The following is a 19,806-nucleotide window of genomic DNA, read 5'->3' on the forward strand; positions in this document are numbered from 1 at the left end:
GTGGAAGAGTACGGAATTTTTTTGGGTTTTAATAATCAGGAGGATGCAATTCGGCTGCCAGTCAATCCAGAGACCTTGGAAATCAAGGAGAGTGGGGATGGAAAAAGCTATACCATTATCGATCTGGGTGAGATCAATACGATTGCTTATCCAAAGCTTACGGAGATCACAATTGAAAGTATTTTCCCGGCACAAAGGTATCCGTTCGTATTGGTGCAAGAGGATGGACTGAAAAGGCCTTTTGAATATGTGGAGCTTATTAAGAAATGGATGACGAGTCGTCGGCCTATTCGGTTTGTGTTCTCCGGTGTGAGGTATCCCGATGATACAAAAAAAGATGAAAAGAAGTTAAACAAACCGCAGAAATGGCTAGAGGAATCTTCAATTAGTGAGGATAGATCTTTAGAAATTGATTTTGCTGTGAATATGGCTATGAGCATTGAAGGTTTCACTTGGAAGCTTAGTGCGGGTACGTCAGGGGATATTGAATATTCGTTATCTCTCAAAAAATACGTATTCTATCAGGCGGTAGCTGTGAAGGTTGTCAAAGGTGAAGTGAAGGCGGAACAGAAGCGGGCCAATGAAAAAGCAAAGCCTACTACCTATACCTTAAAAGCTGGAGACAGTCTATGGAGTATCGCTCAAAAAAACCTAGGAGATGGCTCGAAGTACAAAGCCATTCAGAAGCTTAATGGCATTCCGGATAGTGAGCTGAAAAAGCTGCCCATCGGTAAAGTCATCAAGCTGCCGTAGGAGGATGTTATGGAACTGCTAGTGAAGAATAAAGAAGGGAATCTATGGGATATTTCTGGCATCGTCTCAGATATTTCTTGGAAAACCGCACGGTCAGGTAAACCGTCAACGCTAGAGTTAACGCTTGTGGATAGCGGAATCTATCAGCTTCCCAAGTTTGGGATCAGCAATGGTGATATTATTCAGTTCAGTAAAGATAATGTAGATGTATTTTACGGATTTGTGTTCAGCATTGATACGGGCTCGGATCAGGAGATTAAGCTGACTGCCTATGATCAGATTCGTTATTTGCTGGGCAATGGTAGTTATGTTTTGCAGGATGTTACGGCTAGTGATGTGATCAAGAAAATAACAACGGACTACGGATTAAAGACAGGTGTGCTGGAGGAGACAGAGTACCGGATTCCTTCTTTAATTGAAGATGACAAAAAGCTGTTGGACATCATTATGGGAGCCATCGGCAGTGAGCTTCAGTATAAGGGGCGGTTGATGGCTTTTTACGATGATTTTGGGAAGCTGACGCTGCGTAAACCGGGTTCTATGCTGCTTAACCTGGTGCTCGGAGCGGGTCATTATCTGTACGATTATTCGCTCAAAAAAAGTATTGATGACGATACGTACAACACGATTTTTCTGTACAAGGATAACGAGGCATCGGGCAAACGCGATTTCTATCCGGTTAGTGACAAGGACAATGTGAAACGCTGGGGTATCCTGCACTTGTATCAGAAGGCTGATGACAAAGCGAATGCTGCCCAAATTCAGGAGAAGGCAAACAATTTACTGAAAATGCACAACCGTGAAAAGCTCAGTCTCTCCGTACAGGCGATTGGTGATATGCGTGTAAGAGCAGGTAATTTCATTTATGTCCTATTGGATGAATTCGAGACTCAATTGTTTCTGGTGGACCAATGCAGCCATAAGATTTCTGGAGGGGAGCATACCATGTCCCTCGATATTAAGGTGGTGTAGAAATGATGTTAGATATTATTAAAAAAGCAAGTCTAGGAGCCGTGGGAAGTACAAATCCCGTGGCTTTTTCTTATGGAACGGTAACGGAGGCAGCTCCTTTGCAGATCCAGGTGGATCAGCGGTTTATTTTATCGGGGAATGCGTTAGTGCTGCCTGAATCGGTAATAGAAAGCAAGATCGACATCGAGGGCAAAGAAGTAATACTTCGGCGAGGACTAGCGAGTGGGGACCGCGTATTAATGGTTCGAATGCAGGGCGGACAAAGCTACATTGTTCTGGATCGGCTGGTGAGCCCGATATGATCCCTGCGATTGGAAAAGCTGGACCGATAACGGCCCTGCTTGAGGGGGAGGTCAACCTTGAGCGTGGGGAAAGTCCTAGTCTTACGTACCGGATGGATTGGGAGAGAAAAAGGATTACAGGCCAAACGGATGGACTAGAAGCTGTTCAACAGGCGGCGGCTAAAATATTGCGAACCGATCGGTTTGAACATCTGATTTACAGTTCTGATTACGGAACAGAGTGGCGGTTGGTGCTTGGTAGGGACCGGCTGCTGGTTAGAGCTGAAATCAGACGTATCGTTAGTGAGGCACTACTTCAGGATGAACGAATCCTTAGTTTAGAGAATATTGTTGTTTCGTTTACCGGAGATAATCTAACTTTTGACTGTAAGGTCGTCACACGTTACGGAAATTTTCAGCTGAGAAAGGAGTGGAATGAGGATGTATGAGGATCAGACGTATGAGGCTCTTTTGGAGCGGATGTTGGACCGGATTCCATCAGGATTGGATAAACGCGAGGGCAGCATCATTTATGACGCGTTGGCTCCAGCAGCCGCTGAGTTGGCACAGATGTATATTGAGCTGGATGTGAATAATAATCTGTATTTTGCAGATACGGCTACCGGAGAGTACTTAGAGCGAAGTATCTCCTGGTCAGGCATTGTAAGGCGTGAAGCTAGCAAGGCGCAGCTGAAAGGGATTTTTTATAAGGCGGATGGAGGATTGTTAGATGTTCCACTCGGCAGCCGCTTCTCACTCGAAATGCTGAATTATACGGCTGTGGAGAAGTTATCTCCTGGAGTGTATCGCTTGGAAAGTGAAACCGCTGGAGAAGAAGGAAATCGATATTTTGGCTCTTTACTGCCAGTGGATTATATCTCAGACCTAGCGCGCGGAGAAATAGCTTCTCTTCTGATCCCTGGGGAGGACATTGAAACGGATGATGCACTACGCCAGCGTTATTTGGATTCAGCCAGACGCCCAGCTACTAGCGGAAATAAATATCACTATATGGAGTGGGCACTACAAGTTCCGGGTGTGGGAGGCGCACGTGTTTTTCCATTATGGAAAGGTCCTAAAACTGTGAAGGTGATTATTGTGGACGCCGAAAAAAAACCAGCATCCGAGCTGTTGGCGGCTCAGGTGCAGCAATACATTGATCCGGTCTCAGGAGCGGGTGAGGGACAAGCACCGGTAGGGGCTGTTGTGACCGTGGCACCGGCTGCGGGCAAAAACATCAGTATAAGCGCCAAGGTAACCCTTGCTTCTGGCTATGCACTGCAAGCTGTAAACCAAGGCTTTCAGGTGATGCTTGAGAAATATCGCAAGGAGAAGGCTTTTTCAGCAACCTATATCAGTCAGTCTGTCATCGGGGCATTATTGCTTGCTACTGAAGGAGTTGCGGATTACACAGAGCTGAAGTTGAACAGTGGAGCGGGCAATGTGATGTTGAACGAAGAAGAAGTACCGTTGTTCGGCAACGTTCTACTGGAGGTGTAGCATGGGTTATCCAGAGCAAATTGATATTTTTCAAGAAAAACTTAATAAAAAAGCAAACGGTAGCAGTTATGTTATCGAAGAGAGATTACCGCTTGTAAATGGCGTTTATAGTGGTCTTCTAGCGCATGACAATATTAATAATCAGACCATTGCGGTGTACACAGGGTCACAGTATTCCGGGATCGAGCTACGCAATTTCACTGTGTCTTTTCCGGATGAGGTGCCCTGGCGGCGGTTGATTAAGATTTTTGCCGATGTGCCTGAGGTATATGTGACTTACGAAACTCCCGGCGATACGGTTGAAGCAGAGGATATTAACGGTTTGCAGGTGAGTCTTACTGCTGTCCAGACTGAAATAGAGCGTTATAAGAACAAGGGCCAGATTGACGGAGGATCATTTAGAAGAGAGGTGTAAAATGGCACAGACCATACAAATAAAGCGGGGTACAAAGGCTGAGCTAACGAGTTATGGCGTGTTGAAGGCAGGCGAGCTTGGTTTTTGCAGTGATACTAAGGAAGTTTATATTGGTGACGGCACGTCCAATTCCATGGTCGGCAGGGCGCTGTCAGGGCCAGAAGCTTCGCGTCCGGTTGCAGGATCCGTTGGTCGTTTGTATTACGTGACTACGGGTTCGAATAGCGGATATTTATATTTTGATGATGGGGCAGCTTGGCGGCGGGTGAATGCGCAGAAGCTTACCGATCTGACAGGTACAATTGATGATATCGCTGATGGAGCAACCTATGCGAAGGTGCTTAAAGCGGATATTAGTGCGGGACATATCAATAAAGTATCGGATGGCACAAGCGTAAAGACTGCCGCTGAGATCAAGACTCACATTGATGATGTGGCCAAGCACCGGACAATCAATGATACAGGGACTACGATTACAGACTTGTGGTCTGCACAAAAGATTAAAAATGAAATTGAGCTGGCTAAGCATAACATCGAACCGCAAGCGTCGGTAAAAGACCAGAACCTGCTGGCTCCACCTGCCAGTCCGGTTGAGGGGGATCGATATATTATTCCAGCAGGGGCAACCGGGGCATGGGCGGGCAAAACGAATCAAATTGTTGAATACCAATCTGCCGCTTGGGTATTTTATGTTCCTGCCGTCGGTTGGACCGCTTACGTCGATGATGAGCAGAAGATTTATAGCTGGAACGGCAGCGCATGGGTACGTACCGGTGGTGCACTACAGACCATTACAGCCGGGAGCGGGCTGATTGGTGGTGGTCAAGCCGATGCTGTGACGCTGAACATTGGTGCGGGTATTGGTATCACGGTCACTGCAGACGCGATTGCGGTTACCGCTGGAAAAGGAATCACCGTAGATGCAGCCGGTGTAGCTGTAAGTGTGGATGGAAGCAGTATCGTTTATGATGCTGCGAATGGCAATAGACTTACCGTAGCCAGTATTGATGGCGGAACATTCTAGGGGGCGGGACAATGGCTCTAAAAACATTGATTCAAATACGCCGCGGCTTGGAAAGCGCCATTGGAACGCTGGCTATTGGTGAGCTTGGGTATTGTACAGACAGTGGCAAGCTGTACATTGGTTCTGCCGCTGGTAATGTCTTGCTGGTAGCCGCGCAGAGTACTGGGGATATGCTGAAAAGCATTTACGATACGAATAACAATGGCAAGGTGGATTTTGCGCAACAAGCGGATAGTGTAGCTTGGGCGGGGGTAGCAGGTAAACCAGTGGTATTTCCTCCGGCGGCGCATACACATGATTATTTGCCCAAAGGCCCCCTAACCTGGAATCAACTGAAGGGGGTGTAGAGGATGAGTTACGGCAGCTCTTTATACAGCGAATTGCAATATTCCGCAGATAAAGATTCGAGCCATCCGGGTGAAGTCGAGGCGCCTGATCTAATGCAGTATTTGCCGGACTATTATAAGGATGTCCGCGAAATGGAGAAGCTTCAGGAGACCATCGGGCTAGAAATTGGTGGACTGAAGCTGGGCACTATAGACGTACTGGATCAGGCTTTTGTTGAAACGGCAACGGTGAGCCTTGGACGATGGGAAGCTGAGCTTGGACTAAATATCGGTTCATCCAAGTCATATGCCACACGCCGAGAGATGATTAAGGCAAAGCTGCGTGGAAATGGGACGACCACACCGGAGATGATTCAGCGGACGGCGTCAGCTTTTTCAGGTGGAGTGGTTGAAGTAAAGGAAGTGCCTGAGGAGTACCGTTTTGAGATTCATTTTGTGAGTACACTGGGCATTCCTCCAAATATGGCAGGGTTGATTCAAATCATCGAAGAGATTAAACCTGCGCATTTAGCTTATGAATTTGTGTTCAGCTATACCTGGTGGGACTCTGTTAAAGCCTTGACTTGGGAGAGTGCTCACAGTAAAACATGGAACGAATTAAGAACTTATAGATAGGAGAGTGACATATGCAAACCACAGGAAATTTGGGCTTAAAGAAGCCAGAGGGAACAGATATCGTTGATATTGCCGATCTGAACGGGAATATGGACATTTTGGACAATGCAGTGAATGGCAAGGTCGATAAAGTAACAGGCAAACAGCTATCTTCGAATGACTACACCGCAGCTGAGAAAACAAAGCTGGCGGGGATTGCGACGGGAGCGAATAATTATGTGCATCCTAATCACACGGGGGATGTTATAAGTACTGGTGACGGGGGGACCGCAATTGCGGCTGGGGTGATTGTAAACGCCGATGTTAATGCTTCAGCCGGAATTGAGGCTTCGAAGATTGGAACGGGAGTGGTCTCTAATGCAGAGTTTGGGTACTTGGATGGGGTGACTAGTGGGATTCAGGGGCAGCTGAATGGTAAGGCGCCGTTGGTTACTACGCCTCAGCAGACGACAGCGGATATTACTTACTATGTGCGGACGGATGGGAATGATAATAATACGGGATTGGTGAATACGGCGGGTGGGGCGTTTAGGACTATACAAAAGGCGATTAACAGTATTCCTAAACATATTCTTCATATTGCTACTATCAATGTCGCTGCCGGTACGTACGCCGAAGATATCTCTTTCGCAGATGTGAGTGGTGGCACCGAAGTATGGCTTAACGGCGGGACAAGCTACGAGACGGCCGCAAACTTCAAGGTTAAAAGTATGACCTTTTATGGTGTTAGTAATCAAGTAGTTGTAACTGGATTCACAGCAACTTCTACAACGAGAGTCGGATTTTTTATTAATAACTCGATATTTATTCAAATGTTATTTTGCCGTATATCTGCAGATGGTAAGGCAAATTCCGTTGGAGGATTCGAGGCCAGTAACCATTCTGGATTGCGACTTTACGGCTGTGAAGCTGCTAATCGTAATGAAGGCATTGTCAGTAACCAAGGGTCAACGGTAATATCCAGAAATAGTTTTGGGACCTCAAATACTATTGGGCTTTCAGCATACGACGGTGGCACAATAACAAAAAAAGACGGTCAGCCCGCGGGCGCAATAAATGAACAGATTGACGCAGGTATCATAACTTGGGGTGTACTTAATCCATGGGGAGATAACACAATGAGTTCTAGAAGTTTTATATCTGCATGGGGGAATGTTAACGATACAATAGTAGCTAATACATGGACAAAGATAACGTTTGGGAATGAAGTTTTCGATCACTTGAACGAGTTTTCAACTAGTACTCACAGGTTCACAGCCTTAAAAGCTGGGGTGTATTTAGTATCAGCCGCAATCAGTTTGATTACTCCCGGTGCTAACTCAACATGTACTATGTGCGCATATGTTAATGGTGCAAGAGGCAAGGATTTTGGATATTCTCAAACCGCAGGCACTAACAACACATCTTACCAAGGAAGTGTTATGTTGAAATTGGATGCAGGAATGTTTGTTGAAATATACGCTCACACTAATATGAATGTGACAGCGGCGGCCGGGAGCTCATGGAAGTATGTTGATATTGTACAGGTAGCATAAATTTAAGAAAGGGGATAAATGATGAATATCGCACAAGCAATTATGTATCTGTACCCAAATGCTAATCCAATGAAGGACTTTATGGTGCAAGATAACGGACCCGAGCCAGTATTACGCGAGGGCATAGATGGACGGACACGGCACGAGATCCGCCCATTAGACGAAGCTGAGACCGAATATAGAGAGGGAGTACACTATTACTATGCCGTGGATTTTAACCGATTGAAAAAGGGTGAAGACTATGACATTGTAGAACGAGGCCCATACATCGCAGCTTGGAACCTAGACGCCCCGCAACCAACGGAAGAAGAACTCGAAGCCGCGTGGGAAGCATATCTAGAAGCAGAAGCTAACAAACCACCAGAATTAAGCGAAGTCGAGCAACTCCGTGCTGAAAATACTGCTTTGCAAGACAGGCTTCAAGATGTCGAAGTCATTATGGCTGAATTACTCAGCATATAAACCCAAAGGGAGGTGAGTTGTAATCATGACAATGAATTCATTAACAGCCGCCAAAATTCGGTTGATGGCTAATGCCTGCATCACTCGTTTTGATCGTGAGGAGGGTTCGATAGAGAATATCATTTCTTCCTATAACATGCAGCCGGATAATGAGACTTTGGTTAAGGATCAGATTATCGAGAAACGATCAGATATTCATTTTGCTGAAAACGATTCGACTGAGCAAGCTTCATCAGCCAAATAATTAGCACGCATCCACACAGGAGCGTGTTTTTTTGTGCCCTCGGTGGTGCCGGGGGCTATTACGCATCAACATCATTATAGAAAGGAGCGGACGAATGGGCGAAGGGGATATTGCGCAATTGGAGAAGCTGCTGCCGCTGGCAGATAAGTATGGGCTGGCTTATATTGTTGCTTTCATTTTGATGATCGTGCTGATGGTGTTATTGCGTGCGATTGTCAAAGGGAACCTTGTACCGCGAGAAATGCTGGATCGGGCAGAGGAGGATCGGGATCGTCTGCAAGCGATTTTGGATAAGGAGCGCTCGGAGTTTATGCAGCCCACACTGGACGTCTTAAAGAAACTGAAGATTGACCATACGGAAGACAGGGGGAGTTAGGAATGCTGTCACAATGGATTCGGCGGCTGCTTCTTCCCCGGCATGTTGATAAAGAGATGGAGCTCCGCAGAGCCTCTACCAGCGTCACACTGACCATAAGTCATTATAAAAATGTCTCGCAGGAAATTCAGGAGGAGATTGATCGCAACCGGTTCGCCAAATATTTAGTTTATGATCGAGGGGATCATGATGCACATGATTGATTTTTTATTATTGGTGCTATATGGCACTACTACGGCCTGCGGAATATACATTATTCATTGCCACAGGCAATATTTTTACGAAAGATTTCATAAAGGTGTGGTCAGCGTGTTTATGCTGGCTATGCTTTTTTTCTTATTGGCTTATACATTCAATATGCTTATCGTTCTACTATTCCGTTTGGCAGAATTACTAGGAGTGGACATGACAACATGGCTGACTTGGCTTCATTATAGCTGGGCTATTGCCCAATTCGGTACAACTGGTGGAATTATCATATTAGCGATACTGACACGTTCCGGGAAATACGACCAATTTATTTATCTGAAAAAGATAGACAGAAAAGAGGAACATCATGCTGACATTAACTCAGGTGAAAAATAAATCAGCCCAACGCCTAACAGGCCTACATCCCGTAGTTCGTTCCGCTGCTACTGCGCTTATCGAGCGGTGTTACAAACTCAACATCCCCATTCTCATTACGCAGGGACTTCGCACAATTGCCGAGCAGGATGCTCTTTATGCACAAGGCCGCACCAAGCCCGGAGCGATTGTAACCAATGCGCGAGGCGGGTATAGCTATCACAATTTTGGATTGGCCGTAGATTTTGCTCTTTTGCTGCCGAATGGATCGAGTGTGTCATGGGATATGTGCCGGGACGGCAATAACAACCAGATCGCAGATTGGCAGGAGGTTGTGAAGGAGGCAAAAGGGCTGGGCTTCGAGTGGGGTGGCGACTGGACAAGCTTCAAGGATTACCCCCATTTTCAAATGGCGTTTGGGTTAACACTCACACAGTTACGAGCAGGGACAAAGCCCTCAACATCTGCGGTGGAGTCAGCGTATAAGGTCATCAATCGGAAGGAGGAGGAAGAATTGAAGAGTGATGTTATTGCTGTCGTAAAGGTTAACGGGGTTAAGGTTGCAGATGGAGTGCTTGAAAAAGGCATCACCTACGTCCCTGTACGTGTTATTGCAGAAGCGCTGGGTGCTCAGGTAGGTTATGATTCTGCGACTCGAACGGTTGAGATTATAAGTACCCGCTAAGGAGGGAAAAGGATGGAAACTGGAACAATTTTAGATAATGTTGTGGCATTCGCCTCTATATTAGCAGTATTCGTACTGGCACTGGTTCAGTTGGTCAAAAATAGTATCAACATCCCGCGTAATGCAGTACCGATTATCGGACTATTGATAGGTTTGTTCATCGGCGTAGTAGCGTATCCTTTTACCGAACTAGATTTAGTGCTTCGCCTTTGGGCTGGGGGCCTTGCAGGTTTATCTGCGACGGGGTTGTTTGAGCTAGCTTTTAAGGATCGCCCGGGCACGACGAAAGGGTAAGTGGATAATAGGTACGAATTATAAAAAGGGCTGTTCCAAAAAGTCTGAAAAAGACCTAAGGAAGAGCCCCATTGTTTTTCTCATGATATTACATAAATAAGTTTCAGAACGAAAGCGTGCTGCCGGGTTGTAAAGAATATAGTCCTGTGAAACCTTCTCCTTTTAATATAGAAGCTACTTGGTCGATATGTGGTTTGGGAGCATGGACAAGCACTGTCCGGTGGCTGGGAATCGTTTGGAGCATTTTGCGAATGTCCGGCAAGCCTTGATGGACTTTATAGCGGATAAGTGAGACTGTACAGCGTACGCTGCTAGATTCTCCGATCATAGCTTGCTCAACAAGACGATGTCCAAAGCTTCCCGCCGCTAAATGTCCCGTAAAAATCACATGGTTGTCAGGAGAAACAGAGAGTTGCTGAAAGTATTCTTGTGCTTTTGCTGACTGCATCATCCCGTCATTGGTAAATACGATAGCGCCCTTAAGATTCAGCATTGCCTTCGCGCGTTCGTCCGAATTAGATACAACACACAAGTTTTTTCTGTTAAAAAGTGCATTTACGCGCTGAATAGCGTCCTCTTTCAGCCATTCCACCTTGTCGCTTAATGCTCGTAAAGGAGCGACGAGTGCTTCTTCAACGATCAATTGATGATCTGGAAAACATTCATTTGCCCATACGATCAATTCCTGGCTTCTGCCATGGATAGGCACGGGAAGGAGAACAGAACCCCCTTTTTGCAAGGTGTTGTGGATGGCTATCTCTAATTGCTGTAATTTTACAAGCTGCTCATCAGGATCTGCCCCATAAGCGGCATCGATAATGGACAGATCAGCCACATTTTTAGCTTCGGCTTCCATAATTGCTGGGGTGTCTGCCGTGAGCAGCTGCGATTCCTCCGAATAATCCCCCGAGAAAAATACAGTCTTGCCCTCCCATTCTAGGGCCAACCAAACCGAACCTGCTAAATGCCCGCTACGTCCCCATTGAACTCGAAGGTTAGGCGCAAGCGTCAGCCAAGTGTGAGGGGAGACATACTCCTCTAAATACATGAATTGAATAGCTTTTTTATCCGTTTCCTCATAGGGGAGCGGGGCGGATTGAGCCGCCACATATTTATCCCAGGCCTCGAAATAATCAGGAAGCTGTAATGAGGTAGATCTAGTAGTCCATACCTTACCTCTGTATCCGTGTTTATAAAGTAAGGGCAGCGCTATGGAATGATCCTCATGCGCATGAGACAGAAATACTGCCTGCAAATGTGGAATAATATCCGTATCAAGTAGGGGGTATTCACCGGGGCCTTCTTTTTTTACGCCACAATCGAGCAGGATGCCATTTCGTGAATCCTTGCCCTGCAAAAGATAGGAGGAACGGCCATGCTCTCCGGCCCCTCCCCAAATCGTTAGTGTGCTCATTGTTGTCTCCGCTTTCTATCTGGGCTTAAATATTCTAAGACTAATAGTAATAAGGTAGTGATGCCTACAGAGATTACAGCCATGGCCATCCCCATGGCTACCGCACCTTGTTCAAACTGGGCAAAAATATAGGTTGCCGAGGTCTGCATTGAAGGTGGCAGAATGAGTAATGAGGCTACCAGTTCCCGATTAGAAATGGTGAAAGTCATCATCCAGCCAGCCACCATCCCCGGAAGGATGAGGGGAAGCAGGATACGGCGGAACACATACAGCTTACTACCTCCGAATACTTGTCCCGCTTGCATCAGAGAGGAATCGATTTGCCCATAGCTTGCTTTTACATACTGAACAGTATAAGGAAGGAAAAGTACGACATAAGTCAGTACAACCATCCAGTAGGTATTATAGAGCGGGATAGGCATCCAGCGGGCATTCCACAGCAGAATTAGCCCTACTACAATTACAATTCCAGGGACTGTATTTGGAAGCAAGCTGAATAAATCTGTAATTTTCTGCTTGAATGTAGCCCCTTTTCCTACCGTTAAGGCAAACCAAGTCCCGAGAATAACAGCGATACTGGAAGCAACGATAGCTAATGTAAAGCTATTTAATAAGGCCTCTAGTCCTTGCGAACCCGGGGATAACAGCTCTGCATAATGTTTTAAGGTTAGATTGCTCCAGGATACACCTTCTCCCCGAAGCTTCAATAATGAGGCTGTTATGATAGAGAAATAAGGAATGCCGATGGATGCCAGAAGCAATAGAAGAACATAACCCCAGCTAAGAAACCCTACGATTCCTGTACTCTTATAACGTTTAGTACGAGTTCCTTTTCCACCGATCAGACGGTAAGAGTAGCGGCTGCTAATTATAGTTTGGATGTACCACATGACAAGACAAACTCCGAGCAGCAAGGAGGCTAGTGAAGTAGCCTTACCAAAATCAATCGGCCAACTGGAGATATATTTATGGATCTCAGAGGTCAGCACGTAAAAGCCGATCCTGCGGCCAAAGGTCGCAGGGGTACCGAATTCAGCAATGGTTTTGACGAAGATGAGCAGTGCTCCAAGCCCATAGCTAGAGAGCAGTAAAGGAATAATCACTCTTTTAAATCTGTAAAAGAAGGGGGCGCCGTGAACAGAGGCTGCTTCCTCCAGATTGCCCCCGATCTGCAAAAGCGCATTGCGCAGCAGCAGGTACAGGAAGGGAAACAGGTGAAGGCTCATGATCAGCACCATACCCCCATAGCTAAAGAAATATGGTGTCAACACGGAGGAGGAGGGCAGAAACTGCTCCATATACCCACCCGTCTGCATAAACAACATCCAGCCCATAGAACCAATGTAAGGCGGCGTCATAAATGGAATTAACAGCACGACATCCAGCCAGTTGTGGCGCCCTAAGTCGGTTTTTGCCATAATCCAGGCTAGAGGTAGCGCAAACAAAGTAGTTAGCAGAATGACGCTTACCCCAAGCCCGATAGAATTCAGCAGCACCTCTACTAGGTCATTGCTCCCCATAATGGTTCGTAGTGGTGCGGCTATGTCGAGATGCTCCTCTGGATAAATACTGGTCCAGAAAATGAGCAGGAGTGGCAGCAGCACGATCACGGTTAGTATAAATAAAGCCAGTCCACCGCTCACCCATTTAAATGAGCGCAAAGAGTTAGTATTCATTACGCTTATTTAAAAATTTGTGTGAAGGTCGAGGAAACTTCATCGCTGTGCTCATTCATCCATTCCCAATTCACATCAAATGTTTTGATTTCTTCAAGATTGGCACGATTTTCTGCCTTCACGTCAGTTCTGCCTGGCAGCAAATAGGCTTTGGCAACAAGGGCTTGTGCTTCATCGGAGAGCAGGTAGTCGATAAAAGCCTTAGCGTTATCTACATTTGGGCTTGTCTTAATGATCGCAGCCGGACGAGGGCTGATTACAGTTCCTTCAGCAGGATAGACGATATCCACAGGTTCTCCGTCAGCTTTTGCTTTATAAGCCATGTAATCTACGCCAGCAGCAACGACGGATTTAGCACCGGTAATCACCGGATCAAGTGCCTCTTGATTGGCGCCTGCCATAGCTACTTCATTGCTTTTATATTGTTTAAAAAGTTCCCAGCCACTGTCCCCCTTAGCACTTAAATACCCAGTCATGAAATCAAGAGCCGAGCCGGAAAGTGAAGGATCAGGGATATTGACTGCACCCTTCCATTCCGCTTTGCTGAGGTCATCCCAGGAGGTCGGCGGTGAGCTTACTTTTTTAGTATTGTAGACAATACCGAGTGCGGATGCACTGTAACTGAAATAGTTACCTTCATCTATATCTGACCAATCGCTAACCAGCTTGTCTGCGTTAATCGCTTCTTTATATGGAAGTAATAATCCGTCGTTTTTCATTCCTTGCATGGACGGAAGAGAGGCGAGGACAACAACATCAACGACCGGATTGGATTTTTCTGCTTCCATGCGGGCAAGTATTTTTCCTGTAGTGCCTTGGAACATTTCAACCTTAACGCCAGTTTTGGCTTCAAAGCCGTCTTTGATTTTATTAGCTAAGCCTTCAGGGCCTGCACTGTAAACGACAAGATTGCCGCTTAGTGTCTTTTCTGTTGGTTGTGGGGCTTCAGTTTGCGTCGCCGCCGCAGTATCGGTTTGGTTGTTGCTTGCGTTAGCCGCAGGGGTGTTCGAGGAGCCGCAGCCCACTAAAGTAATACCAAGTGCAGTTGTTAGAAGAAGTGAACTTAACCCTTTTGTCTTTTTCATTTGATTCAATGTTATTGCCTCCCTAATATTGTTGTGTGCATCTTGCTGCATGGAACAGCATCATATAGAGCCATTCCATGCAGTGGACGCTTAATTCAGATGATGGATTTGGTGCTCTGAAGCGTACAGCTGAATCTTTTCCCCTACAGGTAGGCGCCGCTCATGATAAGCGGTCCAAGTCCCATTGTGCTCCATGTCCAGAATGATCTCATAGCGATCCCCCATATAACTCACATGCTGAATAGTCCCTGTAAAAAGAAGAGAGGAAGCATTCTCCTGAGACCAGCGTAAATGTTCTGGACGCAGCATCTGTTTATCCGGAACGATCCAGTTGGATTTACCAATAAAGTGGGCTACAAAAGGATGACTCGGTTTACGATAAATGTCCTCAGGAGATCCACTTTGTAAAATAGTACCACCTTGCATTACAACTACTTCATCTGACATAGACATCGCTTCGGTTTGATCATGCGTCACATACAGGGCTGTAATGCCCATGTTTTTTACCAAGGAGATTAACTCCAGCCTCATTTCATCTCGCAAGACCGCATCCAGCGCACTTAAGGGCTCATCGAATAATACAAGCTGAGGGCGCATGACTACGGCTCTGGCAAAAGCAACCCGCTGCTGTTGTCCACCAGACAACTGATGTGGAAAACGCAGCTCCAGCCCCTCCAGCTTGACCGATCGAAGCGCCTCCTGCACCCGAACCCGTAAATTCTTTTTTTGTTTGGAAGCTCGAAGGCCGAAGGCTACATTCTCGAACACAGTCAGATGCGGCCAGAGGGCGAAATCTTGAAAAACCATGCCAAAGTTACGGCGATGAATGGGGTGGCTAATTCTTTTGTTGCCTGAAAAAATAAACTCATCATCGATCAGAATTTCTCCTGCATCCGGTGTTTCCAGCCCAGCAATCAGACGGAGTAGTGTCGTCTTTCCACAACCTGAAGGACCGAGTAATGTCGTAAAGCTTCCAGCGGGAATCTTCAGATCTGCAGCCTTCAAGGCATGCACATCTCCGAATTTCTTTTCCAATCTGTGGATTGTAATTTCCTTCATTCTATCTACCTGCCTGTTCTTAAGCTTGTTCTTAGTGTAAAGGTAAAGAATTCCCGCTATATTTGCTGAATGTAACTGTGATATTAACTTTTTTGCCGATTTATTTTAACATTCATAGAATTCTTCTATGTTACCGTTTAGGAAAAGGCGAGGGAGTGGAAGAGAATGAACCTTAATCTAATGAAGCTGGAAATTGTAGAACTGCTGAATAAACATAAAAAAATTACCACGGTAGCAGATAAACTCGGACTAAAGCAGCCCACCGTTACGTATCATTTGAAGAATTTAGAGCAGCAATTGGGGGAGAAGTTATTTGAATCCAGAATGGATAAAATGATTCTTACGGAGAGTGGCAAAGCTTTTCTTCATTATGCGATCAAAATCAATGCGCTTGCTGCGGAAGCGGAGCGGGTGGTAAAAGAGTTCAGTCAGGCAGGTCGGGGGACGCTGAAAATTGGCGCCAGTTATGTTCCAGCTACTTATATTCTTCCACAAATATTGGGGCAGTTTGGCGAACAGCATCCGGGGATTACCATTTCTTTATCGGTTAAGCCTTCACCGGTGATCAAAGAAATGCTTGCCAGCCATGAGATTGATCTTGGTATCTTGTCTACGGAATCTTTTTATCTGCCTGATCTGCATACTCAAGCCTTATGTGAGGATGAGCTTGTCCTTGTTTTTGCACCTACACATGATTTTGCCGGATTTTCTAATTTAAACTCGGCGATGATTGCTTCAGCCAGCTTTATTTTACATGACAAGGAATCAAGCACACGCCAGTTGACGGATAAATGGTTTGAACGAGAGGGAAAAGAATCAAAACCGCATATTTTACTCGATTCACTGGAGGCAATTAAGCAATCGCTCATGAGTGGACAACATGTTTCATTTATTTCACGACTTGCTGTGGAGGACGAGGTAGCCAGAGGAAGATTGCTAATGCGAGCCATTCCGGATTATAATTTTGAAAGACATATTTATTATTCGTATAACCGTGATCGCCATTATTCTCCTTTAATTGGACTGTTCATAGATCAGCTCCGTACAATCCGAATATAAGCATACATAGAGAATATACGATAGAGCCATTATATATATGAAAGAATACATAAAATATAAGGACTGTATAAATTCAGAAATTGGTGTATAATCTTAGGTGCTGTGTCGCTTTACAGCACAAAAAAGTTGCAGATTTTCAAACGGTTTTATTGTATGATATGAGGAAGCTTTAATAGACGATATTTAGACAGACAAACTTAACACATTGATCCGGAAGAGAATGGGGGGAGCAGCATGACCGAACTTACGACTACCGTCAGCAAAAGCAACTCTAACAATCTGCTGCGACGGGACGTACGGTTCTTGGGGAACATTTTAGGAGAGGTCTTGGTTCACCAAGGCGGTAACGAACTGCTAGAGATCGTGGAGAAGATCCGCGAGACCAGTAAATCGCTACGCTCACTATTTTTACCTGAACTGCATAGTGAATTTAAGGAGTTAATCAATTCTTTGGATCCGGAGAACCGTCATCAGGTAATAAGAGCGTTCGCCATTTATTTTCAATTGGTGAATATTGCCGAACAGAACCACCGGATTCGCCGTAAACGTGACTATGAACGTTCAGCTGGGGAGACAGTACAACCCGGTTCTATAGAAAGCGCTATTCAAGAGCTTCGTGAACGTGATTTCTCTCATGAGGAAGTCAACGAGATTATTGAAGGATTGTCTCTGGAACTTGTAATGACGGCACATCCAACGGAAGCTATGCGCCGTGCGATTCTCGATATTCATAAACGGATATCCGATGATGTTATGGGTCTTGATAACCCTACCTTAACTTTCCGTGAACGTGAACAGCTTCGCGAGAAGTTATTGAATGAAGTGATTACGCTTTGGCAAACGGATGAGCTGCGTGACCGCAAGCCTACAGTACTCGATGAAGTGCGTAATGGAATGTATTATTTCCATGAGACGATTTTCCATGTATTGCCCGACGTGTATCAAGAGCTTGAACGCTGTCTGAGCAAATATTATCCAGGACAGAATTGGCATGTGCCAACCTACTTGCGTTTTGGATCATGGATTGGCGGAGACCGTGATGGTAATCCATCGGTAACCTCAACAGTCACTGCGCAGACTTTACGCATGCAGCGCAAGCTGGCCATTCGTGAATATCAGCGTATTATGCGTGAACTCATGAAATATCTAAGCTTTAGCACAAGTATTGTTAAAGTGACGCCTGAGCTCGTAGAATCCATCGAAGCTGATCGTCAGATCATTAACCTAGGCAAGATGGAAGAATGGCGCAATGACAATGAACCTTACCGTATTAAACTTAGCTACATGATCTCTAAGACACAAAATGTTTTGGATGATGAGAAAAAAGATACTCCTGAGCGTTATGCTACACCTGAGGAGTTCATAGATGATTTGAATGTCATTGACCGCAGTCTACGGCATCACTACGCCGACTATGTGGCCGATACTTATATTAAAAAGCTAATCCGCCAAGTGGAGCTGTTCGGATTCCATACGGCAACTCTTGACGTGCGTCAACACAGTCAAGAACATGAGAATGCCATGACAGAAATTTTGGCGAAGATGAACATTTCGCCGGATTACTCTAAATTGACGGAGATTGAGAAGATTGATCTGCTGGAGAAATTGCTGAATGATCCACGTCCGTTGACCTCTTCTTACCAGACGTATACTGAAAGTACAGAGGAGTGTCTGGCTGTTTACCGGACGATCTTCGCATCGCAGGAAGAGTACGGCAAACAATGTATCACCAGTTATCTGATCAGTATGGCTGAAGCTGCGAGTGACATTCTGGAGGTTATGGTCTTCGCCAAAGAGGTAGGACTATTCCGCAAGGATAACGACGGTACAGTTGTATGTACCCTGCAAGCTGTGCCACTTTTTGAAACGATTGATGACTTGCATGAAGCACCGCAAATTATGAACACACTGCTCAATATGCCGATCTACCGTGATGCGGTAAGAGCAATGAATGATTTGCAGGAAATCATGCTTGGATATTCAGATAGTAATAAAGATGGCGGCGTGGTTACTGCTAACTGGGAACTGCGTGTTGCCCTAAAAGAAATTACAGCGACAGCGGATAAGTTCGGAATCAAGCTGAAGTTCTTCCATGGTCGTGGTGGAGCGCTCGGCCGCGGGGGTATGCCACTTAACCGCAGTATTCTTGCTCAGCCTGCTTCGACAATTGGCGGCGGGATTAAGATTACCGAGCAGGGAGAAGTAATCTCCTCCCGTTACTCCATGCAAGGAATTGCTTACCGCAGTCTGGAGCAAGCGACATCTGCGCTTGTAACAGCAGCAATTAGTGCGAGAGTGCCACAAGCCGATCTTTATGAAGAGAAATGGGAAGAGATTGTTGCCCGTATTTCTGAGGTCTCGCTGAACAAATATCAGGATTTGATCTTCCGTGATCCGGATTTCCTGACTTATTTCAAAGAATCAACACCTCTGCCTGAGGTAGGAGAGCTTAATATCGGTTCCCGTCCTTCCAAACGGAAGAACAGCGATCGTTTTGAAGATCTGCGCGCAATTCCTTGGGTATTTGCATGGACACAAAGCCGTTATTTGCTCCCAGCCTGGTACGCTGCTGGAACCGGACTGCAGAGTTTCTATGAGGGTAAGGAAGAGAATCTGAAGATAATGCAACATATGTATGAGAACTTCTCATTCTTTACTACACTGATAGATACGCTGCAAATGGCTATTTCAAAAGCGGACTTGATCATTGCTAAGGAATACGCCAGCATGGGCAAGAACGAGGAAGCACGTCAACGGATCTTTGGCCAGATTGAAGATGAGTTTAATTTGACCTCTGAGCTAATCCTGAAGATTACAGGCCAGCAGGATATTCTGGATAACGTTCCTGTGATTCAAGAGTCGATCAGACTCCGCAATCCATACGTTGATCCGCTTAGCTACCTGCAGGTTCAATTGCTATCTGAGCTTAGAGCGCTCCGTGAAATTGATGGAGATGATAGCGAGCTGCTTCGCGAAGTATTGCTTACCATCAACGGCATTGCCGCCGGTCTTCGGAATACCGGCTGATATAGTCTTAACAACAAAAAGTCCGCCCTATTTGGGGCGGACTTTTTTTGCCTAATACAAGTTGTTGTGATCATAAACTGTATATTGCTGCTGTGAACTTTATTTGTTCCTAAATATTGGAGAGTCATACCCGATATTTCTTTATTACCCTACCCAAGTAACCGAGATGTAATCGGAGGTAATTAACGTGGCACTTATTACTTCGGTGATGGAGCAGCGTAGAGGATATTTGGAACTGTAGGAGCGCCAGCGTTCGCCTTTATCCTCAGATTTCGACCGCTATATGCGGTTTATAATCAGGAAATGTGAGGATAACAGCGACCGGAAGTCCAAATATTTCTCGGAGCTGCACTTAATCGCCTATACCAACTTGTCCAGTTTTTAACTCAGTTTACATAGAAGGTTACAATACAATCCTT

Annotated in this window: 23 protein-coding genes; 19 read left to right on the plus strand and 4 right to left on the minus strand. The window is 45.6% G+C overall.

Going from position 1 to position 19,806, the window contains the following annotated elements:
* From MKY14_RS30135 to MKY14_RS30215, 17 genes are all read left to right on the plus strand, one after another.
* Positions 1-753 carry a LysM peptidoglycan-binding domain-containing protein gene (locus MKY14_RS30135; RefSeq protein ID WP_076304950.1) on the plus strand — a complete coding sequence of 251 codons (753 nt, stop codon included), beginning with the start codon at positions 1-3 and terminating at the stop codon, positions 751-753.
* A 9-nt stretch (positions 754-762) separates the two neighbouring features.
* Positions 763-1,725, plus strand: a complete 963-nt coding sequence (locus MKY14_RS30140) for an XkdQ/YqbQ family protein (RefSeq protein WP_076129764.1) — start codon at positions 763-765, stop codon at positions 1,723-1,725.
* A 5-nt stretch (positions 1,726-1,730) separates the two neighbouring features.
* Positions 1,731-2,027 (plus strand): DUF2577 domain-containing protein, encoded by a 297-nt coding sequence (locus MKY14_RS30145; protein ID WP_076282718.1) that lies wholly within the window; start codon positions 1,731-1,733, stop codon positions 2,025-2,027.
* Positions 2,024-2,455 (plus strand): DUF2634 domain-containing protein, encoded by a 432-nt coding sequence (locus MKY14_RS30150; RefSeq protein WP_076186586.1) that lies wholly within the window; start codon positions 2,024-2,026, stop codon positions 2,453-2,455. The genes MKY14_RS30145 and MKY14_RS30150 overlap by 4 nt, the downstream gene beginning before the upstream one ends.
* On the plus strand, positions 2,448-3,506 hold the full coding sequence (locus MKY14_RS30155) for a baseplate J/gp47 family protein (RefSeq protein WP_036681258.1): 1,059 nt from the start codon (positions 2,448-2,450) through the stop codon (positions 3,504-3,506). Before MKY14_RS30150 ends, MKY14_RS30155 begins: the two co-directional genes overlap by 8 nt.
* A 1-nt stretch (position 3,507) precedes the next feature.
* Positions 3,508-3,921 (plus strand): phosphoglucomutase, encoded by a 414-nt coding sequence (locus tag MKY14_RS30160; protein ID WP_076282712.1) that lies wholly within the window; start codon positions 3,508-3,510, stop codon positions 3,919-3,921.
* Between the two features lies 1 nt (position 3,922).
* Positions 3,923-4,945: a DUF2793 domain-containing protein gene (locus tag MKY14_RS30165; protein WP_340978022.1), complete on the plus strand. Its 1,023-nt coding sequence runs from the start codon at positions 3,923-3,925 to the stop codon at positions 4,943-4,945.
* 11 nt (positions 4,946-4,956) lie between these two features.
* Complete coding sequence (locus tag MKY14_RS30170; RefSeq protein ID WP_076129768.1) at positions 4,957-5,292, plus strand: hyaluronate lyase N-terminal domain-containing protein; 336 nt, start codon at positions 4,957-4,959, stop codon at positions 5,290-5,292.
* A 3-nt stretch (positions 5,293-5,295) separates the two neighbouring features.
* Entirely contained in the window at positions 5,296-5,907 is a 612-nt protein-coding gene (locus MKY14_RS30175; RefSeq protein ID WP_076129769.1) for a putative phage tail protein, read from the plus strand.
* 11 nt (positions 5,908-5,918) lie between these two features.
* On the plus strand, positions 5,919-7,442 hold the full coding sequence (locus tag MKY14_RS30180) for a hypothetical protein (protein WP_076186579.1): 1,524 nt from the start codon (positions 5,919-5,921) through the stop codon (positions 7,440-7,442).
* A gap of 21 nt (positions 7,443-7,463) precedes the next feature.
* Positions 7,464-7,904 carry an XkdW family protein gene (locus MKY14_RS30185; protein WP_340978024.1) on the plus strand — a complete coding sequence of 147 codons (441 nt, stop codon included), beginning with the start codon at positions 7,464-7,466 and terminating at the stop codon, positions 7,902-7,904.
* A 25-nt stretch (positions 7,905-7,929) separates the two neighbouring features.
* Entirely contained in the window at positions 7,930-8,148 is a 219-nt protein-coding gene (locus MKY14_RS30190) for a hypothetical protein (RefSeq protein WP_340978025.1), read from the plus strand.
* 94 nt (positions 8,149-8,242) lie between these two features.
* Positions 8,243-8,524 carry a hypothetical protein gene (locus MKY14_RS30195; RefSeq protein WP_036681272.1) on the plus strand — a complete coding sequence of 94 codons (282 nt, stop codon included), beginning with the start codon at positions 8,243-8,245 and terminating at the stop codon, positions 8,522-8,524.
* Positions 8,525-8,526: 2 nt separating this feature from the next.
* On the plus strand, positions 8,527-8,727 hold the full coding sequence (locus MKY14_RS30200) for a hypothetical protein (RefSeq protein ID WP_036681274.1): 201 nt from the start codon (positions 8,527-8,529) through the stop codon (positions 8,725-8,727).
* Positions 8,720-9,109, plus strand: coding sequence for a hypothetical protein (locus MKY14_RS30205; RefSeq protein WP_076304943.1), 390 nt, complete (start codon positions 8,720-8,722; stop codon positions 9,107-9,109). Before MKY14_RS30200 ends, MKY14_RS30205 begins: the two co-directional genes overlap by 8 nt.
* A complete protein-coding gene (locus MKY14_RS30210; protein ID WP_076280159.1) occupies positions 9,081-9,773 on the plus strand; it encodes a M15 family metallopeptidase in 693 nt (230 codons plus the stop codon). Before MKY14_RS30205 ends, MKY14_RS30210 begins: the two co-directional genes overlap by 29 nt.
* Positions 9,774-9,785: 12 nt before the next feature.
* Positions 9,786-10,067: a holin gene (locus MKY14_RS30215; RefSeq protein ID WP_076280160.1), complete on the plus strand. Its 282-nt coding sequence runs from the start codon at positions 9,786-9,788 to the stop codon at positions 10,065-10,067.
* A 103-nt stretch (positions 10,068-10,170) separates the two neighbouring features.
* On the opposite strand, the gene MKY14_RS30220 is transcribed toward MKY14_RS30215, so the two are convergent.
* The 4 genes from MKY14_RS30220 to MKY14_RS30235 all read right to left on the minus strand — a co-directional run bounded on the left by MKY14_RS30220 (position 10,171) and on the right by MKY14_RS30235 (position 15,301).
* Complete coding sequence (locus tag MKY14_RS30220; protein ID WP_076307203.1) at positions 10,171-11,481, minus strand: MBL fold metallo-hydrolase; 1,311 nt, start codon at positions 11,479-11,481, stop codon at positions 10,171-10,173.
* Positions 11,478-13,157 (minus strand): ABC transporter permease, encoded by a 1,680-nt coding sequence (locus tag MKY14_RS30225; protein WP_076193939.1) that lies wholly within the window; start codon positions 13,155-13,157, stop codon positions 11,478-11,480. Before MKY14_RS30225 ends, MKY14_RS30220 begins: the two co-directional genes overlap by 4 nt.
* 5 nt (positions 13,158-13,162) lie before the next feature.
* The gene (locus MKY14_RS30230) at positions 13,163-14,242 is read right to left on the minus strand and encodes an ABC transporter substrate-binding protein (protein WP_076307214.1); all 1,080 of its coding nucleotides are present in this window, start codon (positions 14,240-14,242) and stop codon (positions 13,163-13,165) included.
* 90 nt (positions 14,243-14,332) lie between these two features.
* Positions 14,333-15,301, minus strand: a complete 969-nt coding sequence (locus tag MKY14_RS30235; RefSeq protein ID WP_076282707.1) for an ABC transporter ATP-binding protein — start codon at positions 15,299-15,301, stop codon at positions 14,333-14,335.
* 165 nt (positions 15,302-15,466) lie between these two features.
* Here MKY14_RS30235 and MKY14_RS30240 point away from each other — a divergent pair, with 165 nt between their 5' ends.
* Both MKY14_RS30240 and ppc read left to right on the plus strand, forming a co-directional pair.
* Positions 15,467-16,360, plus strand: a complete 894-nt coding sequence (locus MKY14_RS30240; RefSeq protein WP_076129777.1) for a LysR family transcriptional regulator — start codon at positions 15,467-15,469, stop codon at positions 16,358-16,360.
* Positions 16,361-16,594: 234 nt separating this feature from the next.
* A complete protein-coding gene (ppc, locus tag MKY14_RS30245; RefSeq protein ID WP_038573414.1) occupies positions 16,595-19,387 on the plus strand; it encodes a phosphoenolpyruvate carboxylase in 2,793 nt (930 codons plus the stop codon).
* The last annotated feature ends 419 nt before the right edge of the window (positions 19,388-19,806 follow it).

This window comes from Paenibacillus sp. FSL R5-0887, assembly GCF_038002305.1.
GTDB classification, from domain to species: Bacteria; Bacillota; Bacilli; order Paenibacillales; family Paenibacillaceae; genus Paenibacillus_AQ; species Paenibacillus_AQ odorifer.

What these genes read in the sequence shown, in the direction of transcription:
- MKY14_RS30140 (WP_076129764.1), top strand. Translation starts at nt 763, where the DNA reads ATGGAACTGCTAGTGAAGAATAAAGAAGGGAATCTATGGGATATTTCT.
- MKY14_RS30145 (WP_076282718.1), top strand. Translation starts at nt 1,731, where the DNA reads ATGTTAGATATTATTAAAAAAGCAAGTCTAGGAGCCGTGGGAAGTACA.
- MKY14_RS30150 (WP_076186586.1), top strand. Translation starts at nt 2,024, where the DNA reads ATGATCCCTGCGATTGGAAAAGCTGGACCGATAACGGCCCTGCTTGAG.
- MKY14_RS30155 (WP_036681258.1), top strand. Translation starts at nt 2,448, where the DNA reads ATGTATGAGGATCAGACGTATGAGGCTCTTTTGGAGCGGATGTTGGAC.
- MKY14_RS30160 (WP_076282712.1), top strand. Translation starts at nt 3,508, where the DNA reads ATGGGTTATCCAGAGCAAATTGATATTTTTCAAGAAAAACTTAATAAA.
- MKY14_RS30165 (WP_340978022.1), top strand. Translation starts at nt 3,923, where the DNA reads ATGGCACAGACCATACAAATAAAGCGGGGTACAAAGGCTGAGCTAACG.
- MKY14_RS30170 (WP_076129768.1), top strand. Translation starts at nt 4,957, where the DNA reads ATGGCTCTAAAAACATTGATTCAAATACGCCGCGGCTTGGAAAGCGCC.
- MKY14_RS30175 (WP_076129769.1), top strand. Translation starts at nt 5,296, where the DNA reads ATGAGTTACGGCAGCTCTTTATACAGCGAATTGCAATATTCCGCAGAT.
- MKY14_RS30180 (WP_076186579.1), top strand. Translation starts at nt 5,919, where the DNA reads ATGCAAACCACAGGAAATTTGGGCTTAAAGAAGCCAGAGGGAACAGAT.
- MKY14_RS30185 (WP_340978024.1), top strand. Translation starts at nt 7,464, where the DNA reads ATGAATATCGCACAAGCAATTATGTATCTGTACCCAAATGCTAATCCA.
- MKY14_RS30190 (WP_340978025.1), top strand. Translation starts at nt 7,930, where the DNA reads ATGACAATGAATTCATTAACAGCCGCCAAAATTCGGTTGATGGCTAAT.
- MKY14_RS30195 (WP_036681272.1), top strand. Translation starts at nt 8,243, where the DNA reads ATGGGCGAAGGGGATATTGCGCAATTGGAGAAGCTGCTGCCGCTGGCA.
- MKY14_RS30200 (WP_036681274.1), top strand. Translation starts at nt 8,527, where the DNA reads ATGCTGTCACAATGGATTCGGCGGCTGCTTCTTCCCCGGCATGTTGAT.
- MKY14_RS30205 (WP_076304943.1), top strand. Translation starts at nt 8,720, where the DNA reads ATGATTGATTTTTTATTATTGGTGCTATATGGCACTACTACGGCCTGC.
- MKY14_RS30210 (WP_076280159.1), top strand. Translation starts at nt 9,081, where the DNA reads ATGCTGACATTAACTCAGGTGAAAAATAAATCAGCCCAACGCCTAACA.
- MKY14_RS30215 (WP_076280160.1), top strand. Translation starts at nt 9,786, where the DNA reads ATGGAAACTGGAACAATTTTAGATAATGTTGTGGCATTCGCCTCTATA.
- MKY14_RS30220 (WP_076307203.1), bottom strand. Translation starts at nt 11,481, where the DNA reads ATGAGCACACTAACGATTTGGGGAGGGGCCGGAGAGCATGGCCGTTCC.
- MKY14_RS30225 (WP_076193939.1), bottom strand. Translation starts at nt 13,157, where the DNA reads ATGAATACTAACTCTTTGCGCTCATTTAAATGGGTGAGCGGTGGACTG.
- MKY14_RS30230 (WP_076307214.1), bottom strand. Translation starts at nt 14,242, where the DNA reads ATGAAAAAGACAAAAGGGTTAAGTTCACTTCTTCTAACAACTGCACTT.
- MKY14_RS30235 (WP_076282707.1), bottom strand. Translation starts at nt 15,301, where the DNA reads ATGAAGGAAATTACAATCCACAGATTGGAAAAGAAATTCGGAGATGTG.
- MKY14_RS30240 (WP_076129777.1), top strand. Translation starts at nt 15,467, where the DNA reads ATGAACCTTAATCTAATGAAGCTGGAAATTGTAGAACTGCTGAATAAA.
- ppc (WP_038573414.1), top strand. Translation starts at nt 16,595, where the DNA reads ATGACCGAACTTACGACTACCGTCAGCAAAAGCAACTCTAACAATCTG.